This window comes from Streptomyces sp. NPDC054834, assembly GCF_053611185.1.
Map to the genome: position 1 here is coordinate 37969 of NZ_JBSGZV010000040.1, position 16129 is coordinate 54097.

Here is a 16129-nt window from a genome sequence, read left to right on the forward strand (position 1 = left end):
ACACTTGCTGACGCGAGAGGGGCCGGCTGAGAGCTTTAGACGGTGGAGGCAGCTCAGGCCACGACGGCAGAGAAGTGGTCTCACCGAGACGATGCGCGCGGTCTTCGTCTCTTGCCTGGTCGCGGCGGCGCTCGGCGTCCTTGCGGCAGGCCGGAGAACAGTGGATCTGGCGGGTGGTTTTCAGGGCCTCGAACGGGCCGTTGCAGACCAGGCAGACGCGCCGGTCCCGGATGTCGTCGCTGGTGCGGGCAGCGCCGCGGCACTCTTCCGAGCAGTAGGTCCGGCGGCGGGCGACCGTAGTGGTGAACGCGTTCTCGCAGACCGGACAAGTCTGCCGGACCGGTTTGCTGTTGTGGTTGGCCGCTTTGCAGGTGGGTGAGCAGAAGACCTGTCGGCTGAAACGGTAGGCGACGGTGAAGACGGTCTCGCAGACCGGGCAGCGACGTGCCATCTCGGCATCAACCTCGGTGGTTTCGAATGGGTGTTGTCAGGAGACACGGGCCTTCACCCCGGCTCGGATGGTTTCGGCCTGGTTCCGGTGGCCGCGGAGCCGATAGGAGGGGCCATCGATGCCGACGACAGCGGCCCGGTGCAGGAGCCGGTCCAGCATCGCGGCGGACGACCGTGGCGTCGCCGAACGCGGGGGCCCAGTCGGCGATACCGCCGTTGGTCGTCAGGATGGTGCTTGATTTCAGATACCGCTGGTTGATCACCTGGAACAGTACGGACGCGTCGTCCTCGGGCAACGGGAGGTGGCCCAGTTCATCGATGATCAGGAGTTTCGGGCCGGCGAAGAAGTTCATGCATGTCTTCCACCGGCCCTCCAGCGCGGCCTTGTGGCAGCGGGCGGCCAGGGCGGCCGCGGTGGTGAAGTGGACGCGGTTGCCCGCCTCGACCGTCGCTCTTCCCGGGGCCACGGACAGCATGATCTTGTTGACCCCGGGCGGCCCCGCGAACAGTACGTTGGAGGCGTCGTCGAGGAAGCGGAGGGTTGGTCTGCAGTCGGCGGAAGCGGGTGAGTTCGCCGACTCGCGCCGAGGTCTGCCAGGCCCTGCCCCCAGGTACGACATGCGCGGCAGGGCCCGCACGAGTCCCCGCCCTTCTACTTGTACGCGATGGCCGTGGCAGCGTGGATGCTCTGCGTGGGCATGGTGATCCGCAGTACGTGGGTGTCGGCGTCCCAGTGCCAGGCCGAGCGGGTCAGACGGGTGCCGGCCGCGCTCACTTGGCTCGGTGGTTCGTCGACGGCGAGGAAGGACACGGTCCAGGTGCGGCGGCTGACCTGTCCGGCGAAGGTTCCCTTGGCGGGTGCGATCGTCAGCAGGTGGGTGCCCTTGTGTTCGGCGTAGCGGATCCGGGTGGTTGCCGTACGTCCGGCATGCGAGGTGCTGCCGTCGTCCTCGTAGAGGGAGAAGGCGCGGGATGCTCCTGGGGCCACCGTGACGCTGACCTTGTCGAGCGGGCTCTGGCCGTCGTTGGGCACGTTGTCGGACCGGGTAGTGACGATGCCGCCCGCTCGGACGAAGACCGGCATGGTGTCCAGGGTGGTCGTGATGTCGTGCGTGGCTCCGCCGGCGGGTGCGGTATAGGTGCGGCCGGTGAAGTAGTCCGTCCACTGGCCGGGAGGGAACCACACCGACGTGGTGGTGTCGGTGCCGGGTGTGGTGACGGGTGCGATCAGCATGTCGGGGCCGTAGAGGTACTCGCTGTCCGCCTTGGTGTAGGCGTTCTCCTCCTCCGGGTACTGCAGGTACAGCGGGCGGACGATCGGGGTGCCGGTGGTGTTGGCCTCGTGCGCCAGGGTGTACGTGTACGGCACGAGCGCCTCGCGCAGTCGGAGGAACTTCTCCGCGGACTTCTGCGCTTCGGGGCCGTACTGCCACGGCAGTCGGTCGCTGTGGTTGCTGTGCAGCCGGTCGATGGGCTGGAAGGTGCCGAACTGCACCCACCGTGCGTACAGGTCGTCGGGCAGCTTGGTGGTGCGGTGGGTCTGGCCGTTCGAGGTGTATGTCTCGGCCCCGGGGATGCCGTATCCGTCGTTGTGGCCGCCGATGTCGTGGCTGACGGCGGCGAGGCCAGTGGCGGCCGACTCCCCCGGCGTATAGCCGATTTCGGCGCGCAGGGTGCCCCAGTTCGAAGTCGTGTCACCGGAGAAGTGGAGGGTACTGCGCTTGTCGGCCCAGGGGCCGGTGGGCAGGCCTACGCCGCCGCTGTAGCCGCCGGCCTGGAGGGAGCCGTAGGCGCGGGACAGGACGAAGCCGCGGTCGCTGGTCTCAGAGGTGAGGTCGGCGTACTCCTGGTTGATCCATGCGTCCGGGGTGGCTCCGGACTGCGAGGAGCGGGAGGCGTCGCAGCACCAGTCCAGCCACCAGAAGTCGTTGCCGGCCCGGTCCATCGGCCGGTGCAGGTCGAGGTAGGCCTTGAGCTGGTCGGGATCGCCGAAGTCGAAGGTGTAGCAGTCCGAGCCTGCGCTGCCTGCGCAACCGCCTTTTCTCAGCTTGCCCTTGGCCGTGCTCTGGGCCTTCGCGAACTGCGGGTCGGAGCCGAGGATGCTCGGGTGCACGTTCAGTGTGTTGTGCAGCCCTTGGCCGGTGGACCAGTCGAAGAATGCCTTGGGGTCGGGGAACTTGGCCGGGTCGAAGTTCCAACCACTCCAGGTGTTCGGCGACTTGAAGTCGGTGTCCGTGACCAGCACGTCCAGGGGTACGTCCGCCGCGCGGAACGCGGGCAGGATGGCGTTCTCGTAGTCGCTCGCGGTGCGGTCGATGTATTCGGAGTACCAGACGCCGTAGGCCCAGCGGGGCAGCAGCTGTGACGGCCCGGTCAGGGTGGCCAGGTCGGACAGGCCCTGCTGGTAGTCGTGTCCGAAGGCGAAGACGTAGCCGTCCTGGTAGGGCCGGCCGCCGTGGGCGGGGCGTGGGGTGGCCTTCTTGGTGCCGGTGTCGTAGACCGCGGAGGGGGTGTCGTCGAGCAGGTGCCAACCGTCGCGGTGTAGGAGACCGGGTGTGGTCCAGGGGGTGGGGTCGTTGTCGCCGTTGAGTCCGTCGAGGCTGCGGCGGTAGCCGCCCAGGGCGAGGTGGGGTGCGGGGGCGGCCTCTCCTTGCCGGCTCAGGGCGAGGGTGTCCAGGTTGACGTGGCAGCTGGTGGACTCCGGGCAGTTCAGGGTGACTTCGTCGGTGCCCGCCTTCAGCTCGACGGGGACGGAGGCCGACTGCCAGGTGTCCCAGTTGTCGGTGGCCGGGAGCGTGAGGGTGTGGGAGGCGCCGTCGCCGGTGGCGGCTTCGATCGTCCGTGACTGGTGCAGGCCGTCGCTGCCGGTGCCGTTGGCGTAGCGCAGGTTCAGCAGGTAGGTGCCGTCGGCGGGCACGCCGGTGATCCGGTCCGAGACAGCGGACCCCTGGTTGAGTTCGGCGGTGAAGCCGTAGCCGGCATGCCCCTGGTGATCGGTGGCGGTGATCGCGGAGCCCGACAGGAGGGCGTCCTCGGCCTCGCAACTGGTCCCGAAGCGGCAGCCGTTGACTGCGGTCTGCGCTCGGGACGGGTAGGTGGCGCCGGAGGTGAGGAGGGCGAGGCTGTCGATGTTGACGCTTCCGGAGTCGGCGGCGGCGCGGTGGAGTCTGACGGTGTGGGGACCGGGGCCGAGCGTCAGCGGCAGGCGGGCCACACCCCAGGTGTTCCAGTCCGATGTCGCGGGAAGCGTGAACGTCTTGTCGGCGCCGCCGTCCACGCTGAGGCTGAGGGTGCGTGACTCGTGGCGACCGTCGCTGCCTACCGCGTTGGCGTAGCGCACGGCGAGGTCGTAGGTTCCGGCGGACGGTGTTTGCAAGTCCGCGGCGAGGGAGTTGTTGTCCACCTCGAAACCGGCGAGGAAACCCTTGCCGCTGAACCCGCTGTGATCCGTGGCCAGGCCTGGACCGTCGTACAGCTGGTCCTCCGCCTCGCACAGGGCGCCGACGGCGCAGACGTCGTGCTGCCAAGGAGCCGCGAGCACCGGCGTCCGCCCTGCCTTGAAGGACGTCGTCAGGTTGTCGGCGTCGAAGGGACCGGAGCCGACCCGGTAGCGCAGGGTCATGGCGCTGGTGGCGATGGTCAGGACGCCGCCGCTGACGGACGAGGTGTAGGGGGGCGGTGTGAAGGAGTCCCGCCCGACGGCGTTGAAGGTGGGGCTGTCCTCGAAGCGGCCGTCCCCCGCGTACTCCGTCCGGATCAACGTCGGTGACAGGACTTCGAAGCGGGCGTCCTGCACGGTCACGGCGGAGGGGCGGGCCGGCCGGCTCCCGGTGCCCGCCGCCCCCACGCCTGGGGTGACCAGGCAGAGCCCCAGTGCCGTGACGGCCACCATCTGAACGACGACGGGGCGGCCCAGCCTGCGGCGGCATCCCGGCAAGGAAGGTTTCACAGCACTCTCCGTCTCCGGCCCAGCCAGGTCTGGGCAACCACCACCACGGCCAGGAACGCCCCGCTGACGACCTGCTGGTAGGCAGAGTCGAGCGAGCCGATCTGGTTGATCACGTTCTGGATGACCTTCAGCAACAGCACCCCGACCAGGGAGCCGCTGATGAAACCGAAACCGCCGCTGAGCAGGGTGCCGCCGATGACCACGGCGGAGATGGCCTCCAGCTCCATGCCGCTGCCGAGAATCGTGACGCCGGACAGCAGCCAGGCCGCGTTGAGTGCGCCGGCGAGCCCGGCGCACAGGCCCGAGAGCGTGTAGACGGAGACCTTCGTACGGGCCACCGGCGCACCCATCAGGGCTCCAGCGTCCTCGTTGCCGCCGACCGCGTAGACGTACTGCCCGAATCTGGTCCGGCGCAGCACGACGGCGCCGAGCACGAACAGCGCCACGGTGATCCACACGGGCACTCCGATGCCACCCAAGGAGCCCTGTCCGAGGGAGGCGAAGAAGGAGTCCTTGTCCACGAGATACGTCTTCGAGCCCTCGTCGGTGATGGCCAGCAGGATGCCCCGGGCGCCCAGCATCGCCGCCAGAGTGACGATGAACGGCGCCAGCCGCACGCGCGCGATCAGTACCCCGTTGACCAGGCCGATCAGTCCGCACACGGCAAGCGGCAGCAACAGGGCCACCGCCGTGCCGTACCGCGAGCCCCAGGCGGCGAGGACGCCGCCGAGGGCGAACAGCGAGCCCACCGACAGGTCGATGCCGCCGGTGACGATCACGAACGTCATGCCGAGGGCGACCACGGCGAGGAACGCCGAGGACAGCGCCATGTTCTCCAGGTTGTCGCCCGTCAGGAAGGTGTCGAAGCCCAGCGACGCCACGGCCATGGCGATCACGAGGGTGACGAGGGCGCCGTGTTGCTGCGCGAGCCCGCTCAGCCGTTCGGAGCGGTTCATACGCCCGGGACCGGCACCTTTGCGGCTCACGGTGTCGGTCGGCATTCCGGCCTCTTCGGTCTGCGTGGTCATCGCCTGCCTCGTTCCCGGGCCGCGTAGACGGCGAGGACGATCACCACGGCCTGGGCGATCTGGGTCCACGACGGCGGCAGATCGTGCTTGATGAGGGTGGTGGTGAGCAGCTGGATGAGCGCGGCACCCGCGACGGTGCCGCCGATGCGCACCCGTCCGCCGCTGAGCGGGGTGCCGCCGACGACCACGGCGGTGATGGCGGACAGTTCCATCAGGGTGCCGAGGGAGGTGGGGTCGCTCGCGGCGAGGCGGGCGGTGGCGAGCACGCCCGCGATCGCGGCGAGGGCGCCGGAGCAGACGTAGACCACGACCAGAACCCGGCGTACCGGGAGTCCGGCGAGCCGGGCCGCCGGCCGGCTGTCGCCGATGGCCAGGACCTGCCGCCCGAAGGTGGTGCGGCGCATCACGAACGCGACCAGCACCGCGAGCGCCGCGGCGATGAGGACCAGGTAGGGCACGCCCAGCACGTCTCCGGAGCCGACTGCCGCCAGGCCGGGGTCGCGTACGTCCTTGAGCTGGGGCAGCAGGACCAGGGCAAGCCCGCGTCCGGCGACCATCAGGGCAAGGGTGGCGACGATGGGCTGGACGCCGACGAACGCGATCAGGGCGCCGTTCGCGACGCCGACCACGGCACCCGCGGTCACCGCGATCAACGCGGCGATCCAGGGCCCGTAGCCGAGGTAGAGCGAGAGCAGGGAGGTGGCCAGTGCCATCACCGAACCCACCGACAGATCGACGCCCTCGGTGCCGATCGCCAGCGCCATGCCCAGCGCGACGATCAGGACGGGGGCGACCTGGACGGCCTGGGTGCGGAAGTTCTCCGCGGAGGCGAACTGGGGGGTGAAGGCGAAGTTGAACAGCAGCAGCGCCAGGACGCCGGTGTACACGCCGTAGTCCTGGAGCAGGCGCAGCAGCCGGGTACGGTCCAGCGCGCCGCGCGCGAGGGTGAGTTCAGTCATCGCTTTCTCCAGCGGGTACGGCGGCGATGGCACGCATCAGCTCGCCCTCGGTGACGGCGTCACCGGTCAGCTCACGGACCACGACGCCGTCCTTGAGGACCACCACGCGGTCGCTGCCCTCGATCAGTTCCTCGGTGTCGGAGGAGATCAGCAGCACGGCGAGGCCGTCGTCGGCGAGTTCGTCGATGAGTGCCTGTACCTCGGCCTTGGCGCCGACGTCGATGCCGCGGGTCGGCTCGTCCAGGAGCAGGACCTTCGGGTGCAGGGCCAGCCAGCGGGCCAGCAGGACCTTCTGCTGGTTGCCGCCGGAGAGTTCGCCGACCTTCTGGTGCGCTCCCGCGGCCTTGATGCGCAGCCGTTTCATGAACGTCTCCACAATCCGGTCGACGCGGGCGTCGTCGACGAGGCCGAAGCGGGACAGCCCGGGCAGGGCGGCGAGCGCGATGTTCTCGCGGACCGACAGGCCCGGCATGATGCCCTCGGTCTTGCGGTCCTCCGGCAGCAGGCTGATGCCGGCGCGGATCGCGGCGGCGGTCGAGCCCGCCCGTACCGGGACGCCGGCGACGACGACCCGGCCGGTGTCGGTGGGCAAGGCCCCGGCGATGGCCTTGGCGGTCTCGCTGCGGCCGGAGCCGAGCAGCCCTCCCAGGCCCACGACCTCACCGGGCCGGACCGACAGCGACACGTTCCGCAGACTGTGACGTACCGTCAACTCGACTGCGGTCAGGATCGGTTCGGCGCCGGTGTCGTGCGAGCCGGAGAACTTGGTCATGCCTTCCGCGCGCACCTCGCCGATCTCCCGGCCGAGCATCATGGACACCAGCCGCAGCCGGTCGAGGTCGGCGAGCGGGCCGGTGTGCACGACGCGTCCGTCGCGCAGGACGGTGATCGTGTCGCAGAGTTCGTACAGCTCGTCCATGCGGTGACTGACGTAGACGACCGCGACGCCGCGCTCGCGCAGCATGCGGATCACCTCGAACAGAGTCTGCACCTCGCGCGGTTCGAGGCAGGAGGTCGGCTCGTCCATGATGACGACGCGGGCCTCGACGGCGACGGCACGGGCGAGCGCGACCATCTGCTGGGTGCCGACGCCGAGTTCGCGCAGCGGCCGGTGTACGTCGACCCGGATGCCGAGTCCGCGCAGCGCCTCGTCGGCCTCGCGGTGCATGCGCCGGAAGTCGACCAGGCCCAGCCGGCCCAGCGGTTCGCGGCCGAGGAACAGGTTGCGGGCCACGCTCATCAGCGGGACGAGGTTGACCTCCTGGTAGATGGTGGAGATACCCGCCTGCTGGGCCTGCAGCGGTGTGGTGAAGCGGACCGGTTCTCCGTCGTACAGCACCTCGCCGTGGTCGGGCCGGTACACCCCGGTGAGCACCTTGATGAGCGTCGACTTGCCCGCGCCGTTCTCGCCGACGAGCGCGTGCACCTCCCCGGCGCGCGCGGTGAAGTCCACGTCGGACAGCGCGCGCACGCCGGGGAAGGTCTTGGACAGCTGGGTGACCGAGAGCACGTCAGTAGGCCTTGCCGAGGTCCGACCGGGCGTTGGTCTTGTCGTAGGCGCTGTCCTTGATAACGATGTCCTGTCCGACCTTCTCGCCCTTGGTGAAGGTGTCGAGGGTCTGGAAGGCGAGCGGCCCGAAGCGCGGGTTGGACTCGATCACCGCGTAGATCCAGCCGTCCACGATGCTCTGTACGGCATTGCGGGTTCCGTCGATGGTCACGATCTTGACGTCGCCGGCCTTCTTTCCCGCGCCCTTGAGGGCGTTGACGGCGCCGAGGCCCATCTCGTCGTTCTCGGCGTAGATCCCGGTGATGCCGGGCTTGGACTGGATGAGGTTCTCGGTGACCGACTGGCCCTTCTCGCGGGCGAATTCGCCGGTCTGACGGAACACGACCTTCAGGCCGGGGGCCTTCTCCTTGATGCGGTCCTCGAAGCCCGCGGTGCGCTCGGTGGTCACGTTGTTGCCGGCCGCGCCGAGCAGGATGGCGATCTCGCCCTTGCCGCCGGTCGCTTCGATCATCTGGTCCGCGGCCCGTTTGCCCTGCTCGACGAAGTCGGAGCCGATGAAGCTCACATAGTCCTTGCAGGCCGCTGCGTTGATCTTGCGGTCGATGGTCACGATCGGGATGTGCTTGGCGGCCGCGGTGCGCAGCACCGGCTCCCAGCCGTCGGAGTTGAGCGGGGCGATCACCAGCAGGTTCGCGCCCTTGGCGATGAGGTCCTGGACGTCGCTGATCTGCTTGGAGAACTGCGACTGGGCGTTGGCGGTGAGTAGTTCGACGCCCTGTGCCTTGGCTTCGGCCTTGATGGAGGCGGTCTCCGCGATCCGGAAGGGGTTGGCCTCCTTCTCGGACTGGGAGAAGCCGACGGTGGCGCTTTTCAGATCGATTTTCCGCCCGCCGTAGGCGTCGATGGTGCAGGTCGGGCCGGCGGCGGTGCCGGGCGAGGCGACCACCTGGCCGGCGTCGTCCTGCTTCGAGGTGGAGGGCTTCGTGCCCGAATCGTCCTCGGACTTGGTGCATCCGGTCGCGAGCGCGAGGCTCGTCACGAGGCCGGCGGCGAGAAGCGTTCGCGCGGAGGTGCGACGGACAAGTGCGGTGGGCTTCATGAGTGTCCCCAAACGGCACGGCCCCGGAGCTGAGAGCGCTCTCGGGGAGGCTTGCTCTTGCGTCAACTCGGCGTGCTCGTCGTTCAGGGGAGGTTTTTACATCGTTGGAAGAGCCGTGTAAAGCCTTCCGTCCGAAATCTCGTCACCGTCGGCCCAAGGTGCTCTCCCGCTCAACCAGCTCGAACTTCGCGGTCAGTTCGCGCCCGCCGGGCTCCTCGCGGCCCGAAAGACTGCGCAGCAGCGAGGCGACGGCCATCTTCGCGATGGCCTGCTTGTCCGGCGAGACCGTCGTCAGGGTGACGGCGCCGAAACGCCCCTCCGCGATGTCGTCGAAGCCCACCACCGCCACGTCCCAGGGCACCCGCAGACCCCGCTCGTGCAGCACCCGCATCGCCCCGATCGCGATCAGGTCGTTGAAGGCGAAGACACCGTCCGGACGCACGCCGGAGTCCAGCAACTCGGCCATCGCACGCGCCCCGTCGTCCCGGTCCCAGCCGCCGACCGGCACCACCAGGCTGTCCGGCGCGGGTACCCCGGCCGCCGCCAACTCCGCGCGCCAGCCGTCCAGTCGCAGGTGGGCGGGCTGGTTCAAGGAGTCGGTGCGCACGCCCAGGTAGGCGATCCGGGTCCGGCCGCGGCCCAGCAGATGACGCACCGCGCACCGGGCCGCCGCCACGTTGTCGATCGCGATGTGGTCGAAGGGCAGGCCGTACTCGCGCTCACCGAGCAGCACCAGCGGTACGTCGCCGGACCGGCCCTGCAGATCCTCGGCCTCCAGGGTCAGTGGGCTGAGGATCAGCCCGTCGATCACACCGCCCCGGAATCCTTGGCTGACCAGGATCTCCTGTTCGCGCTCGCCCCGCGTGTGGTCGAGCAGGACGGTGAACTCGTGCTCCGCGGCCGCGTCGATCACGGCGCCGGCCAGCTCCGCGAAGTACGGGTTACCGAGCTCGGGAACGGCGAGCGCGATGATCCCCGTACGGCCCTTGCGCAGATGTCGCGCGGTCAGATTGGGCCGGTAACCGAGCTCGTCGATCGCCGCCTGCACCCTGGCGCGCATGGCCGGGGTGACGTGCGGATAGTTGTTCACAACGTTGGACACGGTCTTGATCGAAACGCCCGCGCGTTCCGCCACGTCCCTCAGGCTGACCCGCAAGGGATCTCCTCAGCATCGATGAGTGCCCCGTACCCCGGGGATTGTCATGCCACTGGACAGAGGTCGAGAGCCGTGCTCTCATGCCAACTGCCGTTCCTTCCAACGTTGTACAGACTGAAGCAACGAGCCGCCACCCTTCCTCACCCAAGGAGGATTCGTGCGCATCAGACCTCTCGGACAACGCCTCGCCCTGCTGCTCGCCGCGGCACTGGGCCTTGCCGGCCTCACCGCGGCACCCGCCGCCACCGCGGCCGACGATCCCGTCGAAGTCCACGGCCTCAAGGGCGAGTACTACACCCAGTCCGCCCCCGGCGCCTTCGACTTCCACGAGCTCAAAGCCACCGGGTTCGACCCGAACCTCGACTTCGACACCCTGGAGCCGCGTCTGAACTTCGCCACCGGCCAGTCGGACGACGTCAGCGTCCGCTGGACCGGGAAGATCGTCCCGGAGAAGACCGGCCCCCACACCTTCTCGATCATCGGCGACAACGGCTTCCGGCTGTGGGTCGACGGGAAGGCGGTCATCGACCACTGGGTGGACGACTGGGACCGCGAACAGACGGGCCAAGCCGTCGAGTTGACTGCGGGCAAGGCCTACGACATCAAGGTCGAATACTTCGAGCACTACGGCGGCTCCAACCTCCACCTGCGCTGGACCCCGCCCGACGGCACAAAGACCGCGGTACCGCAGTCCGCGTTCCGCCTGCCCGACGGCTTCGACTACGACGGAGCCGTCTCCACCGCCGTCCTGGCGAGCGGCCGTACCCTCGCCCTCGAGTTCGCGCAGCCGCTCAACGCGCCGCCGGCCGGTCTCGGCGAGCACCTCGACGCCGTGATCGGGGGCGCCGCCTGGCCCCTGGGGGATGCCCGGCTGGACTCCGCCGACCCCCGGAAGCTGCTCATCACGCTGAAGGAGCCCGTCGTCGGCAACAAGACCGGCACCGCGTCAGGTCTCGCCGACGTGCGCTACGACGGTAAAGGCGGGTTGACCGGCACGGACGGCAACGTTGTCAACTCCTTCTGGAGCAGCGGTGCCAACAGGTCGACGTACGAGTTGCGCACCAAGTGGGCCGACAAGGTCGGGCCGGGCAACGCCCACCCGGAGTACCCGAGGCCCCAACTCACGCGTGGTGCCTGGCAGAACCTCAACGGCTCCTGGCAGTTCGCCGCAGCCACGGCGGGAGAACAACCGCCGGTGGGCAGGAAGCTCGGCGAGAAGATCCTCGTCCCGTACCCCGTCGAGTCGCAGCTGTCCGGGCTCGAACGGCACGAGGACCGCATGTGGTACCGGCGTACCTTCACCGTCCCGGCCGGCTGGAAGATCGGCTCCGGCAAGAGGCTGCAACTGAACTTCGGCGCGGTCGACTGGCGAGCGGAGGTGTATGTCAACGGCACCAAGGTGGCCGAACACCAGGGCGGATACGACAAGTTCAGTGCCGACGTCACCGACGCCCTCAAGCCCGGCCGCATCCAGGAGCTGATCGTCGGCGTCTACGACCCCACCGACGCGGCCGACGGCGAGAACCCGCCGGTCGGCAAGCAACGCCTGGACCCCAGCGGCATCTGGTACACGCCGACCTCCGGTATCTGGCAGACGGTGTGGATGGAACCGGTGGCCGCCGACCACGTCGACCAGCTCAATCTCACCCCGAACGTCGACGCCGGCACTCTCACCGTCGAGCCGCAGGGCGTCCGCGACGGCCTGCCGGTCACGGCGACGGCCTACGAGGGCAAACGCAAGGTGGCCACCGTCACCGGCCGCAGCGGCAAGCCCCTGGCCCTGCGCATCCGAAACCCGCGTCTGTGGTCGCCCGACGACCCGTTCCTCTACGACCTGAAGGTGAGCGTCGGAGCCGATCGTGTCGGCAGCTACTTCGGGATGCGGTCGATCAAGGTCGAGAAGGTGAACGGTGTCCCGCGCACCCTCCTCAACGGCAAGCCGATCTTCATGATGGCCACTCTGGACCAGGGCTTCTGGCCGGACGGCCTGTACACCGCCCCGACGGACGAGGCTCTCGGCTACGACCTGAAGATGCACAAGAGCATGGGCTTCAACGCGGTGCGCAAGCACATCAAGGTCGAGCCCGACCGCTGGTTCTACTGGGCCGACCGGCTCGGCCTGATGGTGTGGCAGGACATGCCCGCGATGACGGCCGGAGTGAACCCGTCCGCCCAGGCGCGCGCCGAGTACGAGCGCGAGATGAAGCAGATGATCGACGAGCACTTCAGCAGCCCGTCGGTCGTCATGTGGGTCACCTTCAACGAGGGCTGGGGCCAGTACGACATGGCCCGCATCGCCGACCAGGCCAAGTCCTGGGACCCGACCCGGCTGGTCAACTCCATGTCCGGGCTCAACCTCGGCGACGACGGCGGCACCGGCGACATCATGGACGAACACGGCTATCCCAGTCCGGCCCTGCCGCCCCACCCCGACGGTCGACGTGCCCTGGTCAGCGGTGAGTACGGCGGACTCGGCCTTGCCGTACCGGGACACGCCTGGTCCGTGCAGCAGTCGTACGTCGACGTCGACCCGGCGACCTACACCGACGACTACCTGGCCAAGCTCGCCGAGGTCCACGCGCTGGCCTGCAAGGGCGGCAACGGCGCGGTATACACCCAGATCTCGGACGTCGAGGGTGAGCTCAACGGCCTGCTGACGTACGACCGCAAGGTCGTCAAGCCCGACGTCCAACGGCTCAGGACGGCCCAACAGGCGCTGATCTCCGACGCCTCACGGGCCACCCCGGCCGGGTGCGCCTGACGCCCACCCGGAATCGGCGAACGCCTCCCCGCGCCGCGCCGAGTGTCCTGCGCCGTCCATGAAAAGGGTGCGGTCCGCCGCCGTTCGGACGGCGGCGGACCGCACTCCCGCCGCTGTCACCGGGTTCATCACCGCACAACTTCAAACGGACTCCGTCCAACAGGTTGTTCACGAGTCCGATGATGAAGTCGTCGGTGACGGGTTCGTCGGGGATGAGCAGTCGGTGGTAGACGGCGCCCCAGAGCTGGTCGACGAGGATTGCACGTCAATGTCGGTGCGGATCTGGCCGAGCTCGCGGGCTCGGTGGAGGCGTTCTCCCGCCAGCCGGCGCCGCTGCGACGAGAAAAGCTTCCGGTAAGCGGTGGCCAGGTCCTGGTCCGTCTGTGACTCGCCGCTGAGCTCGGCCAGTATGCGACCGCCCGGGGTCTGGGTCATGACCTGGGCGAAGGCACTGTGCGTAGAGCTGCGCGTGCGGCACCGGCCAGAACGGCGCGACGGTCCGGCCCGCCTCCACCTTCACGTCGTAGGCGCTGGCTTCCTTCAGCTTGTCGATGATGCCCAGGACGAGTAACGCGGAGGTCGTCAAGCGTGCGTCAGCCATCCGGCGACCGTATCTCCCGCGCATCCGCCCCCGCGCCCCCGCAAGGACGGCGTCCGATCCATGAGCAGGGCGACGACGCGTACTTGTCCCACCGTCGATTCCCGCTAGCGTGGGGGCGCCAGATCAGCAGGTCCCGCCTCTCCCCCACCACAGGAGGCTCCGTGCCCATCCGTCCTCGCCGGCTCGCCGTGCCCGCTCTGCTCACGGCGGCCGCCCTCGCCGTGGCGGCTCCGGCCGCCCAGGCCAGCGGCAGCAAGATGACCCAGTCGGCCGCGGCCGCGAAACTCTCCGCCGCGGGCATCACCTGGAGCTCCAGCGGCAACTGCACCACTCGCTCCAACTCGACGTGCACGTCCTTCGACCAGATCAACTCCGGCACGGTCGACGCCATGATCACGCTGAAGCGGGCCAGCGGCTGTGCCGTCAACATCACCGGTGGCACGGAGGTCGGCCACGCGTCCGGCACCTACAGCCACTACAACGGCTACAAGGTCGATCTGGCGCACAACTCGTGTCTGGACGGCTATGTGCACAACAGCTTCGCCTACATCGGCTACCGCGGTGACGGCTACCCGCAGTGGCAGGCCGCCTCCGGCAACCTCTACTGCGACGAGGGCAACCACTGGGACGTCACGGTCTACTGAACTCGCGGCGGGGCTCACGCGCGACGCGGCGTGGAGCCGGCGGGTCAGCCGTCTACAGTGCGCAGGAAGTGGTCGGCATCCTCTGGCTCGGCCAGCCGGCCCAGCTCCAGCCAGGAACCGTCGTGGAAGCGGAGCCGGAACGTGGCGAAGCCCCGCAGCCGGCCCGCGTCGCCCTCGGCGCTCGCCTGTTCCGCGGTGAACACCGCGACGGTCCGGAAGTCGCTCGCCCGGGTCTGCGAGACCCGTCGGCCCGGGGACGCGGCGACGCAGATCCTCTCGCCCCCCAGCATGACGAGCCGCTTGGGATTGGCGGAACGGCCGTACCAGCGCAGCAGCAACGGGCCCGCGGTCAGACTCCAGTCGCCGTCGGCGAGCAGGGTGTCGCCGCTCAGCTGGACAGTGAACTTGCGGCCGATGAAACGGGCTTGCGGCCGATGAAACGGGCTTGCGGCCGATGAAACGGACTGGATTCGACGGCCGAGAACGAGGTGCTGTCCCGGTTGCAGGAGTTGTTGTTCCCATCGGTCCCGGGAGTCACCGTTGTGGCCATGCATACGGACGTCGAGGCGATACGCGTCGAAGCCCGGTGCACGCCCATCGGGGCCGCCTGCCCAACCACTCCCACTGGACGGAACGAGTCCGCAGCTCCTAGCAGGCCGGCCGCTCCTGAACCCAGGTGAACGCCCCCGTTTCCGGGTCCCTCTTCTGCCGGATCCCTTGACACCTTGATGGCATGCCCTCAACACTCCTCGGCGGGAGAGCGCTCTCCCGAACGTTTCCTGGCGCCCCCACGTCAGCTCGCCTGACGTCACGTCATAGGGACGCCTCGCGACGGCCTCTGACACCCCCACCGTTCAGGAGGAGGTCTCCATGCCACAGAGATCGAAAGGCCTGTCAGCCACGCTGATCACCGGCGCGTTCCTGCTGACCTCGCTCGGCCTCGGCGGCGTCGCCATCAGCGCCGGGCCGCCCACACCGCACAGCGCCGCCGCGCAGTCGTTCGCGGCCACCCACTCCGGTCATGCCATGGCCGCGTCCACGGCCAACTCCCCGGAGGATCCGGACGGCGACGGCTACATCCCCGCGAACCCGCCCGTCACCGGCGTGACGCCGTCCACCCAGGACCCGCCGCACCGCTACTTCCACGAGTTCCAGGCCAACTGCTCTGTCACCCACACCAGGCCGGACGACCCCATCGTCTACCCGCAGCAACCGGGCAAGTCCCACGACCACACCTTCATGGGCAACACGACGACCGACGCCAACAGCACGACCGCCTCGCTGGCGGCCGGCGGCACCACGTGCAAGGCCCCCGGCGACCTGTCCGGCTACTGGATGCCCACCCTCTACAACGGCGACCAGCAGATCCTGCCCGTCGGACCGCAGGTCATCTACTACAAGGCCGGTGTCACTGACTACACCAGCGTCCGGCCCTTCCCCAAGGGCCTGCGCTTCGTCGTCGGCAACCCCATGCAGAGCGCCGACGAGTTCCGGCACCACCCCGGCTTCGTCGAGGGCTGGGAGTGCGGTGACAGCTTCTTCAACACCGAGTTCCCCGCGACCTGCCCCGACCGCGCGGACGTCCAGCTCAACATCCGTTTCCAGGCGCCCAGTTGCTGGGACGGCAAGTACCTCGACACCCCCGACCACAAGAGCCACATGGCCTACCCCGTGGTCAAGCCCGGCACGAACGACAACATGTGCCCGGCCGACCACCCGGTCGCACTGCCGATGATCGAGTTCAAGATGGCCTTCCCCGTCAACGGCGACATGTCGAAGGTGCGGCTGTCCAGCGGAACGGGTCACAGCTTCCACTACGACTTCTTCAACGCCTGGGACGCTCCCACGCTCAAGGCCCTGGTCGACCACTGCGTCATCGGCGGGCTCCAGTGCGACGCGCGCGGCTACGACGAGACCCACCCGGAGGCGGGCGCCGCGCTCGACGAGCACTACCGACTGCCTTGAGGAGTTC

At 68.9% G+C, this 16129-nt stretch carries 12 protein-coding genes; 3 read left to right on the forward strand and 9 right to left on the reverse strand.

The window, feature by feature from the left end; all coding sequences use genetic code 11:
- Nucleotides 1-458: 458 nt before the first annotated feature.
- The 7 genes from ACWGJM_RS36810 to ACWGJM_RS36840 form a co-directional block, all read right to left on the reverse strand.
- On the reverse strand, nucleotides 459-1088 hold the full coding sequence (locus ACWGJM_RS36810) for an ATP-binding protein (RefSeq protein WP_453416104.1): 630 nt from the start codon (nucleotides 1086-1088) through the stop codon (nucleotides 459-461).
- A gap of 14 nt (nucleotides 1089-1102) precedes the next feature.
- A complete protein-coding gene (locus tag ACWGJM_RS36815; protein WP_453416148.1) occupies nucleotides 1103-4342 on the reverse strand; it encodes a TIM-barrel domain-containing protein in 3240 nt (1079 codons plus the stop codon).
- 53 nt (nucleotides 4343-4395) lie between these two features.
- Nucleotides 4396-5427 (reverse strand): ABC transporter permease, encoded by a 1032-nt coding sequence (locus tag ACWGJM_RS36820; protein ID WP_453416105.1) that lies wholly within the window; start codon nucleotides 5425-5427, stop codon nucleotides 4396-4398.
- A complete protein-coding gene (locus ACWGJM_RS36825; protein WP_453416106.1) occupies nucleotides 5424-6386 on the reverse strand; it encodes an ABC transporter permease in 963 nt (320 codons plus the stop codon). The genes ACWGJM_RS36820 and ACWGJM_RS36825 overlap by 4 nt, the downstream gene beginning before the upstream one ends.
- Complete coding sequence (locus ACWGJM_RS36830) at nucleotides 6379-7896, reverse strand: sugar ABC transporter ATP-binding protein (protein ID WP_453416107.1); 1518 nt, start codon at nucleotides 7894-7896, stop codon at nucleotides 6379-6381. Before ACWGJM_RS36830 ends, ACWGJM_RS36825 begins: the two co-directional genes overlap by 8 nt.
- A gap of 1 nt (nucleotide 7897) precedes the next feature.
- Complete coding sequence (locus ACWGJM_RS36835) at nucleotides 7898-8995, reverse strand: ABC transporter substrate-binding protein (RefSeq protein ID WP_453416108.1); 1098 nt, start codon at nucleotides 8993-8995, stop codon at nucleotides 7898-7900.
- Between the two features lie 142 nt (nucleotides 8996-9137).
- The gene (locus tag ACWGJM_RS36840; RefSeq protein WP_453416109.1) at nucleotides 9138-10151 is read right to left on the reverse strand and encodes a LacI family DNA-binding transcriptional regulator; all 1014 of its coding nucleotides are present in this window, start codon (nucleotides 10149-10151) and stop codon (nucleotides 9138-9140) included.
- A 157-nt stretch (nucleotides 10152-10308) separates the two neighbouring features.
- Here ACWGJM_RS36840 and ACWGJM_RS36845 point away from each other — a divergent pair, with 157 nt between their 5' ends.
- Nucleotides 10309-12912 carry a PA14 domain-containing protein gene (locus ACWGJM_RS36845; RefSeq protein WP_453416110.1) on the forward strand — a complete coding sequence of 868 codons (2604 nt, stop codon included), beginning with the start codon at nucleotides 10309-10311 and terminating at the stop codon, nucleotides 12910-12912.
- 168 nt (nucleotides 12913-13080) lie between these two features.
- Here ACWGJM_RS36845 and ACWGJM_RS36850 read toward each other — a convergent pair whose 3' ends face one another.
- Nucleotides 13081-13347, reverse strand: a complete 267-nt coding sequence (locus ACWGJM_RS36850) for a TetR-like C-terminal domain-containing protein (protein WP_453416111.1) — start codon at nucleotides 13345-13347, stop codon at nucleotides 13081-13083.
- Between the two features lie 327 nt (nucleotides 13348-13674).
- Here ACWGJM_RS36850 and ACWGJM_RS36855 point away from each other — a divergent pair, with 327 nt between their 5' ends.
- A complete protein-coding gene (locus tag ACWGJM_RS36855; RefSeq protein ID WP_453416112.1) occupies nucleotides 13675-14157 on the forward strand; it encodes a hypothetical protein in 483 nt (160 codons plus the stop codon).
- 44 nt (nucleotides 14158-14201) lie between these two features.
- On the opposite strand, the gene ACWGJM_RS36860 is transcribed toward ACWGJM_RS36855, so the two are convergent.
- Nucleotides 14202-14711, reverse strand: a complete 510-nt coding sequence (locus tag ACWGJM_RS36860; RefSeq protein WP_453416113.1) for a hypothetical protein — start codon at nucleotides 14709-14711, stop codon at nucleotides 14202-14204.
- Between the two features lie 316 nt (nucleotides 14712-15027).
- Between ACWGJM_RS36860 and ACWGJM_RS36865 the strand changes: the two genes are divergently transcribed.
- Complete coding sequence (locus ACWGJM_RS36865) at nucleotides 15028-16122, forward strand: DUF1996 domain-containing protein (protein WP_453416114.1); 1095 nt, start codon at nucleotides 15028-15030, stop codon at nucleotides 16120-16122.
- Nucleotides 16123-16129 lie beyond the last annotated feature (7 nt).

Coding starts and splice junctions, on each gene's coding strand:
- ACWGJM_RS36815 (WP_453416148.1), bottom strand. CDS start 4,342: ATGGTGGCCGTCACGGCACTGGGGCTCTGCCTGGTCACCCCAGGCGTG.
- ACWGJM_RS36820 (WP_453416105.1), bottom strand. CDS start 5,427: ATGACCACGCAGACCGAAGAGGCCGGAATGCCGACCGACACCGTGAGC.
- ACWGJM_RS36825 (WP_453416106.1), bottom strand. CDS start 6,386: ATGACTGAACTCACCCTCGCGCGCGGCGCGCTGGACCGTACCCGGCTG.
- ACWGJM_RS36835 (WP_453416108.1), bottom strand. CDS start 8,995: ATGAAGCCCACCGCACTTGTCCGTCGCACCTCCGCGCGAACGCTTCTC.
- ACWGJM_RS36850 (WP_453416111.1), bottom strand. CDS start 13,347: ATGACCCAGACCCCGGGCGGTCGCATACTGGCCGAGCTCAGCGGCGAG.
- ACWGJM_RS36860 (WP_453416113.1), bottom strand. CDS start 14,711: ATGCATGGCCACAACGGTGACTCCCGGGACCGATGGGAACAACAACTC.
- ACWGJM_RS36865 (WP_453416114.1), top strand. CDS start 15,028: ATGCCACAGAGATCGAAAGGCCTGTCAGCCACGCTGATCACCGGCGCG.